Origin of the sequence: Rhodococcus sp. MH15 (genome assembly GCF_019266045.1) — a bacterium.
Taxonomy (GTDB): domain Bacteria; phylum Actinomycetota; class Actinomycetes; order Mycobacteriales; family Mycobacteriaceae; genus Rhodococcus_F; species Rhodococcus_F qingshengii.
In genome coordinates, this window is sequence record NZ_LPNP01000065.1 from 466,889 (window position 1) to 482,027 (window position 15,139).

Genomic DNA, 15,139 nt, shown 5'->3' on the forward strand with positions numbered 1-15,139 from the left:
GCTCGAGAGGTTGTCTCGAGGTGTGGAGGAAACGGGAGATTTCGCTACTTCGCCAGCAGATGCGTTGTGAACCAACGGGAAGCGTGTTCGGCCGCTACTGCGAGCTTGGACTGATCGCTGTAGAGCGTCATGTGCGACGTGTGCGGTAGGACGACAAGTTCTTTCTTCGGAGTCGGGATGTTGTTGAAACTCTCGATCTCCAAGTCCCACAACGTGAGGTCGTCGCCTTCGGCAACGATCATCATCGACGGCGTGTCGAGAATCCGGGGTACGAAGTAGTTGACGTCGTAGTCGAGCAGGAGATCGACGGATTCCATGGTCGAACTGTTCTGGTAGAGAGGAGCTTCGGTGGCTTGAAGTGCCGCGAAGGTCGTCTTCGTCTCGGGGAACGGCCAGGACGACAGTTCTTCCTCGGGGTTCTCGCTCGCATGCGCGATGTGCAGTCGCTGATCCGGATCGTCGAAGCGGAGTCGGCGATCTTCGAGAATTGCGTCCCACAGCTTTCGATAACCCATGGTCCCGTGGATCCGACGCATGTTGCGGTACCCGTCGATCACCGGAATCTGAGACACGATGGCCTTCACCCGGGGATCGGTCGCGGCGAGAATCATCACGTGGCCGCCGGAGTAGGAAATTCCCCAGGCGCCGAGACGGTCGTTGTCGATGCCGGGAGTGCGCTCGAGAAAGCTGAGCGCGTTCTGATAGTCACGAATCTGTTGCTTCGGGTCCAGATGTTGGCGGGGCTCACCGTCCGAGACGCCCAGGTTGCGGTAGTCGAAGACCAGCGCAGCCATACCGGCCGTCACGAAGGCCTCGGCGTAATAGGGCATGACCAATTCGCGGACGTAGCACCAACCGCCTGCCAGTACGACGGCCGGAACGTCGTCGTCGGTGTCGGGTCGGTACAGCCAACCGCGAACGGTGACTCCGTCGCTGGAGAATTCGACATCTTCACGGCGCATTGCGCGACTCCTCATGTAACGAGTGAAAGCTGAACGGAAGTAGGTACGAAAGAAAACGGACGGTCTTGTCGCCGTGCGTATTACGGCATCGACGCGGTTCGCTCGTGCCAACTGCCCCGAGCGGATCGTCGCGGATCCGAAGTACTCCGTAATCGTGAGTCACCTCACAGCCTTTGTCAAGTGCCACTGGACAGCAAGGAAAATCCGTCGGTATAGTCCTGCTCACCCACTGCGCATGTATTCGTAACGAGCGCAGCATTATTGGAGGTGTTCCGGCTCGTGAACGGCGAAGAAGTTCTGTGTGCCTACGAAAAGATGTTGTTGATCCGGATGATGGAGGAGCGCATCTCGACGCTCTACAAGGGCGACACCATTCCCGGGTTCGTTCACACTTCGATAGGTCAAGAGGCGTGCGCGGTGGGGGCTCTCACTCATGCGCGGGTCAGTGACGTCATCACCTCGACGCACCGCGGGCACGGCCACGTTCTGGCAAAAGGTCTCGAGCCCGACCGGATGATGGCGGAGTTGATGGGCAAGGTCACCGGAGCCAACAACGGCCGGGGTGGCTCGATGCACGTGGCGGATCCCCGCTTGGGGATCTTCGGTGCGAACGGGATCGTGGGCGCGGGGTTGCCGATTGCCGTCGGTGCGGCTTTCGCTGCCAAGGATCGCGGTGAGGGCGATCTGGTGGTGGCGTTCTTCGGTGACGGGGCGATTGCGACCGGTGCGTTCCACGAGGCGATGAACATGGCTGCTCTGTGGAAGCTGCCGATCATCTTCCTGTGCGAGAACAACGGATTCTCGGAGTTTTCCTCGACGGTGGATCAGCATCCTGTCCCGATCTCTGCGCGCGCAGCGGGATACGGGATGAAATCGATCACGCTGGCAGGCAACGACGTCGAGGCGGTCGCCGACGGTATTCGGCCGGTGTACGAGCAGGTGCGAGGCAGCGGTGGTCCGGTGTTCGTGGAGGTCACGACTCTGCGGGTGCACGGGCACTACGAGGGCGATCCGCAGGTGTACCGCGACAAGGACGAGATGGCGCGAGACATTCTCGCGGCCGATCCACTGACGCTGACGCGTGGCCGACTCCGAGAGCTCGGCATCGGGGACGAAGTACTCGATCTGGTGGACAAGCGGGTGAGGGCGGTGGTCGCCGAGGCGGAGCGTTTCGCGCGGTCGTCGCCGCAACCGGAGGCGTCGAGCGTGATGGAGTACATCTTTTCGCCGCGTCGCATCTACCCGCCGGACCGCCTCGACGTGGGTGTCGGCGCGGGCGGCGCGGCCGTGTCGCAGTCCAAGATCCTCAAGGCGGCGCTCGACGACTCTCTGGCGGCCGATCCGGATGTGTTTCTTGCCGGCATCGACGTTGCCGGCGGAAATGTTTTCGGTCTGACCAGGGGATTGGCCGCAAAGTATCCGGGTCGAGTGCTCGATACGCCGATCTCCGAATCGGCAATCATGGGTCTTGCCGTCGGCTCCGCGATGGCGGGCCGTAGGCCCGTCGTGGAACTGATGTACCTCGACTTCCTCGGGGTGTGCCTGGATCAGTTGATGAATCAGGCGGCAAAACTTCGGTTCATGACGGGCGGCGCAGTGAGTCTGCCGTTGGTGGTGCGGACGCAGTTCGGTTCCGGCAGATCGTCGGGTGGTCAGCATTCGCAGAGTCTCGAGGCGCTGTTGGCGCACATCCCGGGACTGACTGTGCTCATGCCGAGTTCGGGCGCGGATGCATACGGGTTGTTGCGGGCAGCGATCGAGGACGACAACCCGGTCATGTTCATCGAGCATCGACTGCTGTACGAGAAGAAGAGTTTGTTGCCGAGCAGGGATTTTCGGGTTCCGATCGGAAAGGCAGCGGCGACGAGACCAGGTTCGGACGTCACCATCGTCTCGTGGTCGCGTATGGCATTGCACGCCTTGGTCGCGGCGCAGACGTTGGCAGACGAAGGGATCGATGCCGAGGTCATCGATCTACGAACGATTGCTCCGCTCGATCGGGAGACGATTCTCGAATCATTCAGTCGGACGAACCGGATGGTCATTGCCCAGGAAGCCGTCGTGGACTTCGGCGTCGGAGCCGAGATCGCAGCTATGGCGGTGGATTCCGGGTTCTATTCACTGGACGCGCCGGTAGTGCGGGTGGGAGCACGGTACGCGCCTGCGCCCTATGCGCCGGTGCTCGAACGTGAGTGGGAAGTCGGACCTGACGACATCGTTGCAGCCGTTCGGCGGGTGATGTCGTGCTGAGCGCTACCCGCCCGCGGGCAATGACCGGCGGCGGGGTGCTGCCCGAGATGCTTCTCGACGCCCTGCGTCGCGATCCCGAAGCACTGGCCCTTGTCGACGAGAGTGTGCGGTGGACTTACCAGGAATTGGTGGACGCTGCAACGAGCTTTGCAGGCGCACTGCATAAATCGGGATTCGAGCCTGGAGAAGTGGTACTCGTTCAACTGCCGAACTGGTGGGAATCCGTGGTTGCGGCCTGGGGCACGTGGCTTGCCGGCGGCATTCTCCTTCCGGTGGTCCCGATTTACCGCGCACACGAGTTGTCCTTCATCGTCGAGCAAGCTGAGCCGTCGGTGATCGTAGCCCCGCAGGAATACCGCGGATATCGTCACGTCGAGCAACTCGGGACGGTGCTCCGTGATCTGGGCCGAGAGGTTCTTCTGGTGGAGGCTCGAGGCGAAGGTGGGTTGCGACGCACAACGTTCGACGACTTCCTGGACTTCGGGATGGAGTCGAACCGGCCCGACCACCGCGCGGATCCCGACGATGTCGCCCTCGTTCTCTACACGTCGGGAACCACCTCGGCTCCGAAAGGCGTGCTTCACACACATCGGACCCTGATGGCCGAGAGTTCGAGCTTGATCGCGCATTGTGGCGTGGATTCGCAGGACCGAATCTTCATGCCTTCGCCGTTACCCCACATCACCGGAATTTCGTATGCGGTAGTTCTGCCGGCAGCGGCAGCCTGCTCTACCGTTCTGATGCAACGCTGGGTTCCCGAAGTGGCAGTTGCGTTGATCGAACGCGAGCAATGCACGTTCACCGTGAGCGCGACACCGTTTCTCCGTGGTCTCGCCGACGCCTACGAGAAGGGCGGATATCGACGATCTCAGCTGACCCGATTCGTGTGTGGTGGGGCCGGGATTCCGCCCGAGTTGGTGCGTCGGGCCCATCGCGTGATGGGGACGGCGGTTGTTCGCACCTACGGATCGACGGAACTTCCGACCCTCGTCATGGGTGATCCTTTCGGTGACATCGACCTGCAGGCAGAGAACGAAGGAGCTGTGATCGGCGGAAACGAATTCCGGCTCGGCGAAGACGACGAGCTGTTGGTGCGGGGCCCGGAACTGTTCGTCGGCTACGTCGACAGCTCGATCAACGAGGAATCGTTCACCGAGGACGGCTTTTTCCGGACCGGCGACGTAGCCGCCGTGGACGGACCCGGTCAGATCCGGATCACGTCACGGATCAAGGACATCATCAACCGGGGCGGAGAGAAATTCAGCGCTGCCGACATCGAGTGGGCCCTCGAGGCTCATCCCAATGTGGGAGAGGTGGCGGTGGTCGGGTATCCGGACGAGGATCTGGGCGAGCGCGCGTGCGCCTTCGTGGTTCCGGACGGTGATCCGCCAAGCGTTCGAGATCTGCGGATCTTCCTGCTGTCCGAAGGATTTGCCGTTCAGAAAGCTCCGGAGAGAGTCGAGACCGTTGCGTCGCTTCCTCGGACGGAGAGTGGGAAGGTTCAGAAGTTTCTCCTACGTCGAGCGCTAGGCTTGGGCTCCGCACAGGCGGTCCCCGAGACCTACGGAAGCGAGTTCGGACATGACGGCAACCGGCGCAAAGCCACCTCGTAAGACGGCTGAGTCGACAGCGGCTGCATCGAAGAAATCGCAACCGCGCAAGACGACTCCCCAAAAGACGACGGCACAGAAGAAGTCGGCACAGCAGAAGTCGGCGCCGGCCAAGGCGGCGGCGCGCAAACAGAAGACGGAGGACAACGGTTTGGGGACGTCGGTAGGCAAGACGGTTCGTGCCGAACGCACGAGACAGGGAATCCCGGTTCGTGAATTGGCGAGGCGGCTCGGCGTATCGCCGTCCTTCCTGTCGCAGTTCGAACTGGGGCAGAGTCAGGCCGCGGTGAACACGCTTTTTGCGATCGCGACCGAACTCAACCTGTCCTTGGACGTGCTGCTCGGCAACAGCGTCGATCCGGAACGGGAGTCCGCATCCGAAACGAAGACTCACGAACCGCGGATCTCCGACTGCCTCACCTTTCGGTCGGGTGTTCGCTGGCAACGGTTGGCGAACACTCCCGCGAACCATCACGTCCAGTTCCTCCTCACGGAGTACGAGCCCGGCGCCGATTCCGCACCGGGCGATGCACCGCAGACTCATTCGGGTGACGACTACGGGTACGTGCTGGAAGGGACTCTGACGATCGACATCGACGGAATGCGTCGGCTCCTCAAGGCGGGTGAAGCGATACACCTGGTCGGGAACGTTCCCCACCGGTTGCGCAACGAGACGGACGAGACGGTCAAGGCGATCTGGTTCGTCCTGGGCTGAGTAACCGGGTGCGATGCACTGGGTGTGACGCCGCTAGGTGTGACAACGGTCTCGATTCAACTTAGGCAATCCTTTTCTTGACTAATTCCAGAAAAGCGGCATACTGGGAAACATGCGAGACGGAGAGCATGACTTCGACCCCCGAGCGCAACTGCGCGCCGTCGGGTTGAGGGTCACTGCTCCGCGCCTCGCCGTGCTGGATGCGGTTACAGCCCAACCGCATTCAGACGCCGATTCTGTTGCAGCACTCGTGCGGCAGCAGCTCGGATCGGTATCCACACAGGCCGTTTACGACGTGCTGAAGGCATGCGTGAACGCAGGATTGCTGCGACGCATCGAGCCGGCGGGTTCGCCCGCACGGTTCGAGACGAGGACTGGTGACAACCACCATCACCTCGTCTGTCGCGGCTGCGGCAAGGTCGTCGACGTCGATTGTGTTGTCGGCCAAGCTCCCTGCCTCGAACCTTCCGATAATCACGGCTTCGAAATCGACGAAGCCGAGGTCGTGTTCTGGGGCCGTTGCGAAGATTGCCTGAAGAATTCTGCCGAATCCGACACCGAGTCGGACGCGGTCTCGCAGAATCGAATTGATGCGTCCAGAACCTCCGAGTCAGTCACCTCGCATGCAGCCCATGCGTTCGACTCGGATGCAGCCCCGCTCCTCTGACGCCCAGCCCACAACGCTAGGAGGCTTCGCCATGACCAAGCCCACCACCAACAATTTCGGTATCGCGGTCGCAAGTGATGACGAATCGCTGACCGCGGGTATTCAGGGGCCGGTGCTCCTTCACGACCACTACCTGATCGAGAAGCTCGCGCAGTTCAACCGCGAGCGTGTCCCGGAGCGCATCGTCCACGCCAAGGGCGGCGGCGCTTTCGGTGAACTCGTCATCACCCACGACGTCAGCAAGTACACCAAGGCCGCGTTCCTGCAGCCGGGTAAGAAGACCGAGTCCCTCGTCCGCTTCTCCACCGTCGCCGGTGAGCAGGGCAGCCCGGACACCTGGCGCGATCCGCGCGGTTTTGCGATGAAGTTCTACACCGAAGAGGGAAACTACGACCTCGTCGGCAACAACACCCCGGTGTTCTTCATCAAGGACGCCATCAAGTTCCCCGACTTCATTCGTTCGCAGAAGCGACTGCCCGGCTCCGGTCTTCGTGACCACGACATGCAGTGGGACTTCTGGACTCTGCGTCCCGAGACCGCTCACCAGGTGACCTGGCTGATGGGTGACCGCGGTATCCCGAAGACCTGGCGCAACATGGACGGCTTCGGATCGCACACCTACCAGTGGGTCAACGCTGCGGGTGAACGCTTCTGGGTGAAGTACCACTTCAAGACCGATCAGGGCATCGAGTTCCTGACGCAGGCCGAAGCAGACAGCCTCGCCGGTAGCGATCCCGACTACCACCGCGCGGATCTGTACAACGCCATCGAGGCCGGTAATTTCCCGAGCTGGACACTCAAGGTTCAGATCATGCCGGTCGACGAGGCCGAAGGCTACCGCTTCAACCCGTTCGACCTCACCAAGGTCTGGTCCCAGAAGGACTACCCACTGATCGAGGTCGGCAAGTGGACGCTGAACCGCAACCCGGAGAACTTCTTCGCGCAGATCGAGCAGGCTTCGTTCGAGCCGTCGAACGTGGTGCCCGGCATCGGATTCAGCCCGGACAAGATGCTTCTCGGCCGCGTCTTCTCCTACGCCGACGCACATCGTTACCGCATCGGCACCAACTACGCCGACCTGCCGGTCAATGCCCCGAAGAACGAGGTGAACTCCTACTCCAAGGAGGGCGCCATGCGTTACAGCTTCAATTCCCCGTCGACGCCGGTGTACGCACCGAACTCGTACGGCGGACCGCATGCCGATCCGTCGGTTGCCGGTGACGAAGGACTGTGGGCATTCGACGGCAAGGCAGTGCGCGCCGGATACATCGAGCACGCCGAGGACGGCGACTTCACGCAGGCCGGAACGCTGGTCCGTGAAGTTCTCGACGACGCAGCTCGTGAGCGCCTGGTGAGCAACATCGTCGGCCACGCCCTTGCCGGCGTCAGCGAAGAAGTTCTGCTGCGTGTCTTCGAGTACTGGAAGAACGTCGACGCAGATTTGGGCAAGCGCGTCGAAGAAGGTGTACGCGCAGGTCAGTGACCCGCTGACATGAGCATCGCCTAGGTCTACCGAATGCGGACCGCTGCAAGGGAAATCACTTCCCGGCAGCGGTCCGTTTCCGTCTACCCAACTACAGAAGCGCAAACCAATAGACGAAGCATGCGAGAAGGAATACAACGACTGACTCCATGACGACACCCCTGTTCGACGTGCACTTCTGCTGTTCGCACTCTCCATGATCCGCTTCTCGAGCTGAGAATGCTCGGGGCACAAGTTTCGCGAACCGAGGTGTTGGGCAGTCAATTCCCATGGCAATAGGTGCGGTTCTCTTCGACATCGACGGAACGCTCGTCGATTCCAACTATCTGCACGTAGAAGCGTGGTCGCGAGCTTTCTTCGAGGTAGGTCGCCCGGTCGACGCGTGGCGGGTACACCGCAGCATCGGCATGGACGGAGACCAACTACTGGAGTCCTTGCTCGGCGAAGACATCGACGGGTGCGGACCGCGAGCCAAAGAACTTCACACCACGTACTACCGGCAGTCGGCCGACCGTCTCCGAGTACTGCCGGGAGCGCGCGAGTTGATCCGCCGAGTTCACTCGCTCGGACTGCACGTGGTGCTCGCTACCTCGGCGCCGGACGACGAACTGAAGTTGCTACGCCGGACGCTCGACATCGACGAAATGATCTACGCCGCCACCTCTTCGGAATCCGTCGACGAGGCCAAACCTGATCCGGACCTGATCGAGGTCGCGCTCGCGAAGGCAGGTGTCGACGCGGGCAATGCGGTCATGGTCGGGGATGCCGTCTGGGACATGAAGGCGGCGACATGGGCGGGCGTTGTGGCTGTGGGAGTGCGCAGCGGCGGCATGTCGACCGACGAACTCGAAGGTGCGGGTGCGGCTGCCGTGTACGACGACGCCCGCGACCTCCTCGACCACCTCGACGGCAGTGTGATTTCCGAACTCGTTTCAGGCCTAGATACCGGGAGTTGATCAGTGATGGCACGATTCGGCTACACCTTGATGACGGAGCAGGCAGGTCCGAAAGAACTGGTTCGCCATGCAGTTCGGGCCGAAGAAGTCGGCTTCGACTTCGAAGTGATGAGTGATCACTACTCGCCGTGGCTGACCGAGCAGGGGCATGCACCCTACGCCTGGTCGGTGCTGGGGGCAGTCGCCCACGCCACCGAGCGAGTCGGTTTGATGACGTACGTGACTTGTCCGACCGTGAGGTACCACCCCGCCGTCGTCGCTCAGAAAGCTGCGACGATCCAGATCCTCGCGGACGGACGCTTCACCCTGGGATTGGGAAGTGGCGAGAGCCTGAACGAGCATGTGGTCGGCGAGGGTTGGCCGTCCATCGACACCCGCCAGGACATGCTGCAGGAGGCGGTGAGCATCATTCGCGCACTGCTCGCCGGAGATCTGGTGAGCTGGAAGGGGGAGTACTTCGACGTCCAGTCCGCCAGGATCTGGGATCTCCCCGAGAACCCGGTTCCGCTGGCGCTGGCCATGTCCGGAGACAAGTCCGTCGAGCGTTTCGGTCCGATGGCCGACGATCTGATTGCCGTGCAACCGGATTCGGAGCTAGTGCACTTGTGGAAGCACGTGCACGGCCGAGCATACGGATTGGCTCCCGCAGGCCGGACCATCGGTCAGATTCCGATCTCGTGGGACCCTGATCGCGACACGGCAATTGCACGAGCTCATCAGCAGTTCCGGTGGTTCGGCGGAGGGTGGTCCGTGAACTCCGAACTGCCGACGCCGGCGAGCTTCTCGGGTGCGACTCAGTTCGTGCGCAAAGAGGATGTAGCTGAAAGCATTCCGTGTGGTCCCGATCTCGATGTGATCGTCGAAGCGGTCAAGGCATACACGGACGCCGGATTCACCGATGTGGCACTCGTACAGATCGGTGGAGATACCCAAGACCGATTCTTCGACGAGGCGGCCAAGCCGCTGCTCGAGGCTCTGCACGTCGAATTGGGTTGATCGAGAAGATCAATCGAGTTCCGCCGAGTGGGCTCTTGTCGAGTCGCGCGCTACCGCCGTGCAGCCTCGCCTGCTGCGCGACGAGGGCCAGTCCCAAACCGCTTCCGGCGTCGCCCGCACCGGTACCACGAACGAATCTCTCGAACATCGCTTCGCGTTGCGAAGGCGCGATCACGGTGCCGTTGTCGTCGACGAATACCGTCGCCGAACCCGTCGCAGCCCCTGATCGGACGGTGATCTCGACTTCGTCGGCATTGCCGTGCCGAACGGAATTGGTGACGGCGTTGGTCAGCACCAGACGGATACCCGCGGGAAAGGCCTGAACCGAAAGTTCTTCCGGTGCTTTCAAACGAACGTCGACCTGCGGGTGCAGACGGCCTGCGTCAGCGACGGCGCGATCGGCAACCTCCACGAGATCGACGTCGGCACAATCCTCGGGATCGGCCACGTCACCCAGGGCTAGAGTCTCGAGGTCGGTCAGGGTGCGCTCGATCTGGCGCTGCGCCTCCAACAATTCGCCGGACAGTTCGCGCCGTTGGCTTTCCGTGAGATCGAGTGTTGCGAGAACTTCGAGATCGGTACGCATCGACGTGAGAGGTGTGCGCAGTTCGTGGGCGGAGACGCGAGCGAAATCGCGTGCCGACTCCAACGCCTCCTCGGTGCGGCTTCGATCGCTTTCGATGCGACTGAGCATGCTGTGGATTGCCTCCGACAGTTCTTCGGCTTCTCGCGTTCCACGTACCGACGGTGCCCGGCGCGAGAGTCCGTCGACGTCGAGGTTGTTGCCGATCGAACTGGTGGTCTCGGTCAATTGCTGTAGTGGCCGGACGGCTCGGCCGGTGAGGAACCAACCGAGCCCGGCCGCGGCAAGGATGGCGACCACTGCTGCAGCGGCCACTTGGAACTGCTGTTCACGGATTGCCTGGGTCAGTGGGTCTTCGGGGATGCTGACGGCCAGTGCGGCGCCGCTGTCGCCGGGCACCAGAACATCACGACTGCGAACATCGGTGGTAGCCAAGGCGCTGACGGTCGCGGCGTTGAATCCGGGGCTGACCACGGATGGTTCTGTTGTTGCAGTTGGTGTTTCAATGAATAGCGGGCTCGGCGCACTCGCCGCGACGCCCAGGGTGACGGAATCGAGAGTGCGTTCGAGTTGTTCGGATCCGTTGACACGCAGAAAGACCGCGAACGCAATTCCGATCGCGGCAATCACGATTCCGGCGGCCAGGCCCGAGGCGATGGCTACGCGAGTCTGAAGTGACAGCGGCCGCTTCATCGTTCGGCCCTCAGGACGAAGCCCACCCCACGCACTGTGTGGATCACGCGGGGCGCTCCGTCGACTTCGAGTTTCTTGCGTAGGTAGGTGACAAAGACGTCGACGACATTGGTGTCGGCAGCGAAGTCGTAACCCCAGACGAGTCGCAGGAGTTGTGCGCGACTGAGTACGACACCGGCGTGCTCGGCGAGTACCGACAACAGGTCGAATTCTCTTTTGGTGAGTTCGATTCGCCTACCGTCGATGTGCGCTCGATGGCCACGGAGATCGACCGTCAGCGGTCCCACCGTGATCGGATGGTCGACCGACGGGGTGGCTCGCGTCGTGCGTCGAAGCAATGCGCGGAGTCTGGCGACGAGCTCGGCCAACTCGAAGGGCTTGGTGAGGTAGTCGTCGGCGCCCGCCTCCAGCCCCGCGATGCGATCACCCACGGAACTTCGGGCGCTGAGTACGCAGATCGGAACCTCGTTGCCGATCGCGCGCAGGGCGGTCACCACCCCGACGCCGTCGAGGCCGGGCATGTTGACGTCGAGAACGAGCGCGGCCGGGCATTGCTTGTTCACCGATGACAAGGCCGATCGTCCGTCGACGGCAGTTGCCGTGTCGAAGCCCGACAATCGGAGTCCACGTTCGAGCGAATTCAGAACCTTCGCGTCGTCGTCAACGATCAGGATGCGCTCGCGTGTACTCACCCCAGCCATGGTGCCATCGGATCAAGGCCTGGGGCCTCGCTCGGAGCGAGGGCCGTCGCATTCTCATCAACTCCTAAGAAACCGACAACAGATCTGCAGTGTTGGCTTCATAACCTCGGGTTTCTCGGATGCGACCGCGCCGAGAACTCGAGAACGTTCGATCAAGGAGAACAACGATGACGCGATTGAAAGTGAACGGCAAGCGGGCCCGCCGGACCGGTGTGGTGGTGGCGTCCGTGGCGGTCCTCGGTATGGCAGTGGCGCCGGGAATCGCCTGGGCTTCCAACCCGATTTCCGACGGGTCACCGGTGGCGGTGCGGTCGATCGCGACCGCTCCAGCCGAGTTGGGTGTGGCTCCCGAAGTAGCGTGTGGTGTCGCGGCGCCGATTTCCGACGAGGAGCTGCAGAAGCTCATCGACGAGGGGAAGGTCGTGCGCGCGGAGGAGGCCGGTACGGCCGCAGTCACTATCGAAGTGCCGAGCGAAGCTGCGACATTCGTTGCGCGTGAAGGGGTGCCGGCGTTGCCGACCGTCGAGTGGGCTCCGACGACCGAAGGTGTTCCGGCAGAGGTGCTCGACATGGCCGGTGTCGCTCCGCTGGAGGAAGGCGTTGCCCTGTCATGCACGGTTGCCGCGGGCTGACGAGCGAAAAAAGCTCCGCATGAACCGCTTTGACCTGGAACGGTACGGCCGTACTCAACTGGGTCTGGAGGTTGGTCAAGCCTGTCGGTAGCACTTGCTACGTTCGGGGCGGTCTCGGCGAGCATGCCGGGGCCGTCGCCGACGGCGTCATGTGTGTGGTGTCTTGCAGAGGGTGCGGTACGGCCTGATGCGGGGCGCGTTTCGAAAGGTGTTGTGTTTCATGGTCATGGGCCCCACCCACGCGATGTCCGGTGCTGCTGTGGGGTTGGTGGTTGCGGAGTTGTTGCCTCTCGACTGGGGAGGGCCCACATCCACTGCGGAAACTTTGACCTTTGCCGGGGTGTGTGCCGGAGCCGCCTTGCTTCCCGACCTCGATACCGGTCAGTCGACGGTTTCGCGATCATTCGGTCCGCTCAGCAAGGCTCTGGCCAAAGGCATCGACGCAATTTCGGTGACCTTCTACCGCATCACCAAAGGCAAGAAGGACGGCAAGCGTCGTGGTGGGCATCGGACGCTCACGCACACCGCGCTGTTCGCCGCCGGGTTGGGTGCCGGGGTCTCGGCGCTGGTTGTTCAGTTCGGGAAGCCAGCCATCATCATCACCCTGTTCTTCTGCCTCGGGTTGGCCATCCGTGGATTGGCGGGTGAATTGGCCAAGGAGAAGGGTTGGCTCGCGGTCTCCGCCGTTGCGTTGGTGCTCTCTGCCCTCACCTGGCAGTGGTATCCGAGTGAGGCTGGATCCACGGGGCTAGGTGTTGCGGTGGCACTGGGTTGCGCCACGCACTGTCTCGGCGATGCGATCACCAAGGAAGGGGTGCCGTTTCTCGCGCCCCTGATTCCGCTCGGCGGCAAACGATGGTGGGAACAACGGCTGCCGTCATTCCTGTCCATCCGTGCAGGTGGGAACCTCGAGAAGATCCTGATCGGGCCGGCGTTGACGGTTCTGACTGCCTGGTTGATCATCAGTGCGTTCGACGGTGCCCCGGAAGCGATCTACGCGGTCTTCGCTCCGATGGTGCAGTGAGCTTCGGAAAACTTTTATTACGGAACCACTGGCATCGTAATCATATTTGTTCTACGTTCGTCCCTGACATGAACCGAGTCGGCTGACGGAGTGAGCAGTGGTGCATCAAGCAGAGCGCATGGCAGAGCACAGCTCGAGCGAAGACGGTGTGAGCCGGCGCGGATTTCTCGCAGCGAGTGCCGGCGCAGCTGCTCTCGCGGGCATTTCCTGGGCGCCGGCTGGAGCAGTTCCCTGGGGTTCGGCATCGACCATCGCGCCACCGCCCGGATTTCCGTCGGACATTCCGTTGTCACAGCAGGCGTACGCGAACTGGTCGCGAGAAATCATGCTCGACAGCGTGTGGACGGCCACGGCACGTCACAGCGATGACGTCGTCACCCTCGCCAACTGGGCGTTCGACAACGGGTACACAGTGCGTGCGAAGGGAACGATGCACGGGTGGAGTCCGTTGACGGTGGTGCCCGGCGCGCCTTCGGATCGAGTTCTGCTGGTCGATACGATGGCCAAACTGAATTCGGTTGTGGTGCAGCACGGCACGCCCGCAACGGTCACGGCGGGCGCCGGCGCCAGTATCGAAGCGATTCTGACAGCGCTCGAGCGAGAAGGGCTCGGCTGGGCCAACTCTCCGGCGATCGGTGAGCTGTCCATCGCCGGCGCGCTGGCGATCGGTGCTCACGGGGCAACCTATCCGGCTGTGGGGGAGACGATCACCCCTGGTCAATCGTATGGTTCGCTGAGCAACCTGATCACCGAGATCACGGTGGTGGCGTGGGACGAAGGCATCAATCGGTACGCACTGAAGACATTTCACCGATCGGACGTCGAGAGCACCGCCTTCCTGACCCATCTGGGTCGAACCTTCGTCACCTCCGTGACGCTGCAAGCCGGGGAGAATTATCGGCTGCGGTGCCAGAGTTTCACCGACATTCCGTGGCAAGAACTCTTTGCTGCTCCCGGTTCGCCAGGGCGTACCTACGAGAGTTTCGTCGAGAAATCCGGACGGGTGGAAGCAATCTGGTTCCCGTTCACGCAAACACCGTGGCTCAAGGTCTGGACACCGACCCCGGTCAAACCGCCGGAGTCCCGAGAGGTGAGCGGGCCGTACAACTACTTCTTCTCCGACGCGATTCCCGAAGAGGTCACCACCCCGTTGGGGATGGTGGCACAGGGTCTCCAAGCTGCGACACCGCTGTTCGGCGCCTCTCAGTTCGGCGCTGTAGCAGCAGGATTGGTGCTGACCGACACCGACGATCTCTGGGGCTGGTCGAAAGACGTTCTGTTCTACCTCCGGCACACGACCTTGCGCGTCGTAGCCGGGGGCGGAGCCGTGATCACCAAGCGGTCCAACATCGGCCGAGTCGTCCACGAGATGACGAGTTGGCTGAACGAACGAATGACGCACTACGCGTCGCTGGGGCGGTATCCCGTCAACATGCCGTTCGAAGTGCGTCTCTGCGGTGTCGACGATGACGGCGAGGTGTTGGTCGACAGCGCCGGAGTGCCGGACCTGTCAGCGGTGCGGCCGCGGGCGGATCGTCAGGACTGGGACACAGCGATCTGGATGAACGTGGTCTCGATTCCCGGCACCGCGGGATTGCCTGCCTTCCTTCGCGAAATGGAACGGTGGATGGTCGCGAACTACTCCGGCGATTACGCGGCCTTCCGTCCGGAGTGGTCCAAGGGGTGGGCATTCACCGATCAGGCGGCGTACCAGGACGACGAATTCCTCACCAGCACAGTGCCTGCCACCTTCCGTGCCGGTGGCGACGGGAATTGGGACTTCGCTCTCGCCACTCTCGACGAACACGACCCACACCGCGTCTTCAGCAATACGTTCCTCGACCGCGTATTGCCACCCAGCTGAATC

13 protein-coding genes are annotated in these 15,139 nt (G+C 62.2%); 10 read left to right on the forward strand and 3 right to left on the reverse strand.

Annotated elements, in window-relative coordinates:
* Positions 1–44: 44 nt before the first annotated feature.
* On the reverse strand, positions 45–962 hold the full coding sequence (locus ATN37_RS16615) for an alpha/beta hydrolase (protein WP_054187024.1): 918 nt from the start codon (positions 960–962) through the stop codon (positions 45–47).
* A gap of 279 nt (positions 963–1,241) precedes the next feature.
* Here ATN37_RS16615 and ATN37_RS16620 point away from each other — a divergent pair, with 279 nt between their 5' ends.
* The 7 genes from ATN37_RS16620 to ATN37_RS16650 all read left to right on the forward strand — a co-directional run bounded on the left by ATN37_RS16620 (position 1,242) and on the right by ATN37_RS16650 (position 9,639).
* Positions 1,242–3,212, forward strand: coding sequence for a thiamine pyrophosphate-dependent enzyme (locus tag ATN37_RS16620; protein WP_218695409.1), 1,971 nt, complete (start codon positions 1,242–1,244; stop codon positions 3,210–3,212).
* Entirely contained in the window at positions 3,206–4,825 is a 1,620-nt protein-coding gene (locus ATN37_RS16625) for an AMP-binding protein (RefSeq protein WP_218695410.1), read from the forward strand. The genes ATN37_RS16620 and ATN37_RS16625 overlap by 7 nt, the downstream gene beginning before the upstream one ends.
* On the forward strand, positions 4,794–5,537 hold the full coding sequence (locus tag ATN37_RS16630) for a helix-turn-helix domain-containing protein (RefSeq protein ID WP_218695411.1): 744 nt from the start codon (positions 4,794–4,796) through the stop codon (positions 5,535–5,537). The genes ATN37_RS16625 and ATN37_RS16630 overlap by 32 nt, the downstream gene beginning before the upstream one ends.
* Before the next feature lie 112 nt (positions 5,538–5,649).
* A complete protein-coding gene (locus ATN37_RS16635) occupies positions 5,650–6,204 on the forward strand; it encodes a Fur family transcriptional regulator (protein ID WP_218695412.1) in 555 nt (184 codons plus the stop codon).
* 31 nt (positions 6,205–6,235) lie between these two features.
* Positions 6,236–7,687 carry a catalase gene (locus ATN37_RS16640; protein ID WP_003943483.1) on the forward strand — a complete coding sequence of 484 codons (1,452 nt, stop codon included), beginning with the start codon at positions 6,236–6,238 and terminating at the stop codon, positions 7,685–7,687.
* Between the two features lie 269 nt (positions 7,688–7,956).
* A complete protein-coding gene (locus tag ATN37_RS16645) occupies positions 7,957–8,643 on the forward strand; it encodes an HAD family hydrolase (RefSeq protein WP_003943463.1) in 687 nt (228 codons plus the stop codon).
* Between the two features lie 6 nt (positions 8,644–8,649).
* The gene (locus ATN37_RS16650) at positions 8,650–9,639 is read left to right on the forward strand and encodes an LLM class F420-dependent oxidoreductase (protein WP_007732341.1); all 990 of its coding nucleotides are present in this window, start codon (positions 8,650–8,652) and stop codon (positions 9,637–9,639) included.
* Here the strand turns inward: ATN37_RS16650 and ATN37_RS16655 are convergent.
* Together ATN37_RS16655 and ATN37_RS16660 are read right to left on the reverse strand one after the other, a co-directional pair.
* Positions 9,536–10,915, reverse strand: coding sequence for a sensor histidine kinase KdpD (locus ATN37_RS16655; protein WP_218695413.1), 1,380 nt, complete (start codon positions 10,913–10,915; stop codon positions 9,536–9,538). The genes ATN37_RS16650 and ATN37_RS16655 overlap by 104 nt on opposite strands.
* Positions 10,912–11,616: a response regulator transcription factor gene (locus tag ATN37_RS16660; protein WP_003943475.1), complete on the reverse strand. Its 705-nt coding sequence runs from the start codon at positions 11,614–11,616 to the stop codon at positions 10,912–10,914. Before ATN37_RS16660 ends, ATN37_RS16655 begins: the two co-directional genes overlap by 4 nt.
* 167 nt (positions 11,617–11,783) lie before the next feature.
* Here ATN37_RS16660 and ATN37_RS16665 point away from each other — a divergent pair, with 167 nt between their 5' ends.
* From ATN37_RS16665 to ATN37_RS16675, 3 genes are all read left to right on the forward strand, one after another.
* Positions 11,784–12,248, forward strand: coding sequence for a hypothetical protein (locus ATN37_RS16665; RefSeq protein WP_003943487.1), 465 nt, complete (start codon positions 11,784–11,786; stop codon positions 12,246–12,248).
* A 220-nt stretch (positions 12,249–12,468) separates the two neighbouring features.
* Positions 12,469–13,272: a metal-dependent hydrolase gene (locus ATN37_RS16670; protein WP_007732353.1), complete on the forward strand. Its 804-nt coding sequence runs from the start codon at positions 12,469–12,471 to the stop codon at positions 13,270–13,272.
* A 118-nt stretch (positions 13,273–13,390) separates the two neighbouring features.
* Positions 13,391–15,136: a cholesterol oxidase substrate-binding domain-containing protein gene (locus ATN37_RS16675; RefSeq protein ID WP_256520289.1), complete on the forward strand. Its 1,746-nt coding sequence runs from the start codon at positions 13,391–13,393 to the stop codon at positions 15,134–15,136.
* The last annotated feature ends 3 nt before the right edge of the window (positions 15,137–15,139 follow it).

Excerpts from the sequence above, each read along its gene's own strand:
- ATN37_RS16615 (WP_054187024.1), bottom strand. The coding sequence starts at position 962 with ATGCGCCGTGAAGATGTCGAATTCTCCAGCGACGGAGTCACCGTTCGC.
- ATN37_RS16630 (WP_218695411.1), top strand. The coding sequence starts at position 4,794 with ATGACGGCAACCGGCGCAAAGCCACCTCGTAAGACGGCTGAGTCGACA.
- ATN37_RS16635 (WP_218695412.1), top strand. The coding sequence starts at position 5,650 with ATGCGAGACGGAGAGCATGACTTCGACCCCCGAGCGCAACTGCGCGCC.
- ATN37_RS16640 (WP_003943483.1), top strand. The coding sequence starts at position 6,236 with ATGACCAAGCCCACCACCAACAATTTCGGTATCGCGGTCGCAAGTGAT.
- ATN37_RS16645 (WP_003943463.1), top strand. The coding sequence starts at position 7,957 with ATGGCAATAGGTGCGGTTCTCTTCGACATCGACGGAACGCTCGTCGAT.
- ATN37_RS16650 (WP_007732341.1), top strand. The coding sequence starts at position 8,650 with ATGGCACGATTCGGCTACACCTTGATGACGGAGCAGGCAGGTCCGAAA.
- ATN37_RS16655 (WP_218695413.1), bottom strand. The coding sequence starts at position 10,915 with ATGAAGCGGCCGCTGTCACTTCAGACTCGCGTAGCCATCGCCTCGGGC.
- ATN37_RS16660 (WP_003943475.1), bottom strand. The coding sequence starts at position 11,616 with ATGGCTGGGGTGAGTACACGCGAGCGCATCCTGATCGTTGACGACGAC.
- ATN37_RS16665 (WP_003943487.1), top strand. The coding sequence starts at position 11,784 with ATGACGCGATTGAAAGTGAACGGCAAGCGGGCCCGCCGGACCGGTGTG.
- ATN37_RS16670 (WP_007732353.1), top strand. The coding sequence starts at position 12,469 with ATGGTCATGGGCCCCACCCACGCGATGTCCGGTGCTGCTGTGGGGTTG.
- ATN37_RS16675 (WP_256520289.1), top strand. The coding sequence starts at position 13,391 with ATGGCAGAGCACAGCTCGAGCGAAGACGGTGTGAGCCGGCGCGGATTT.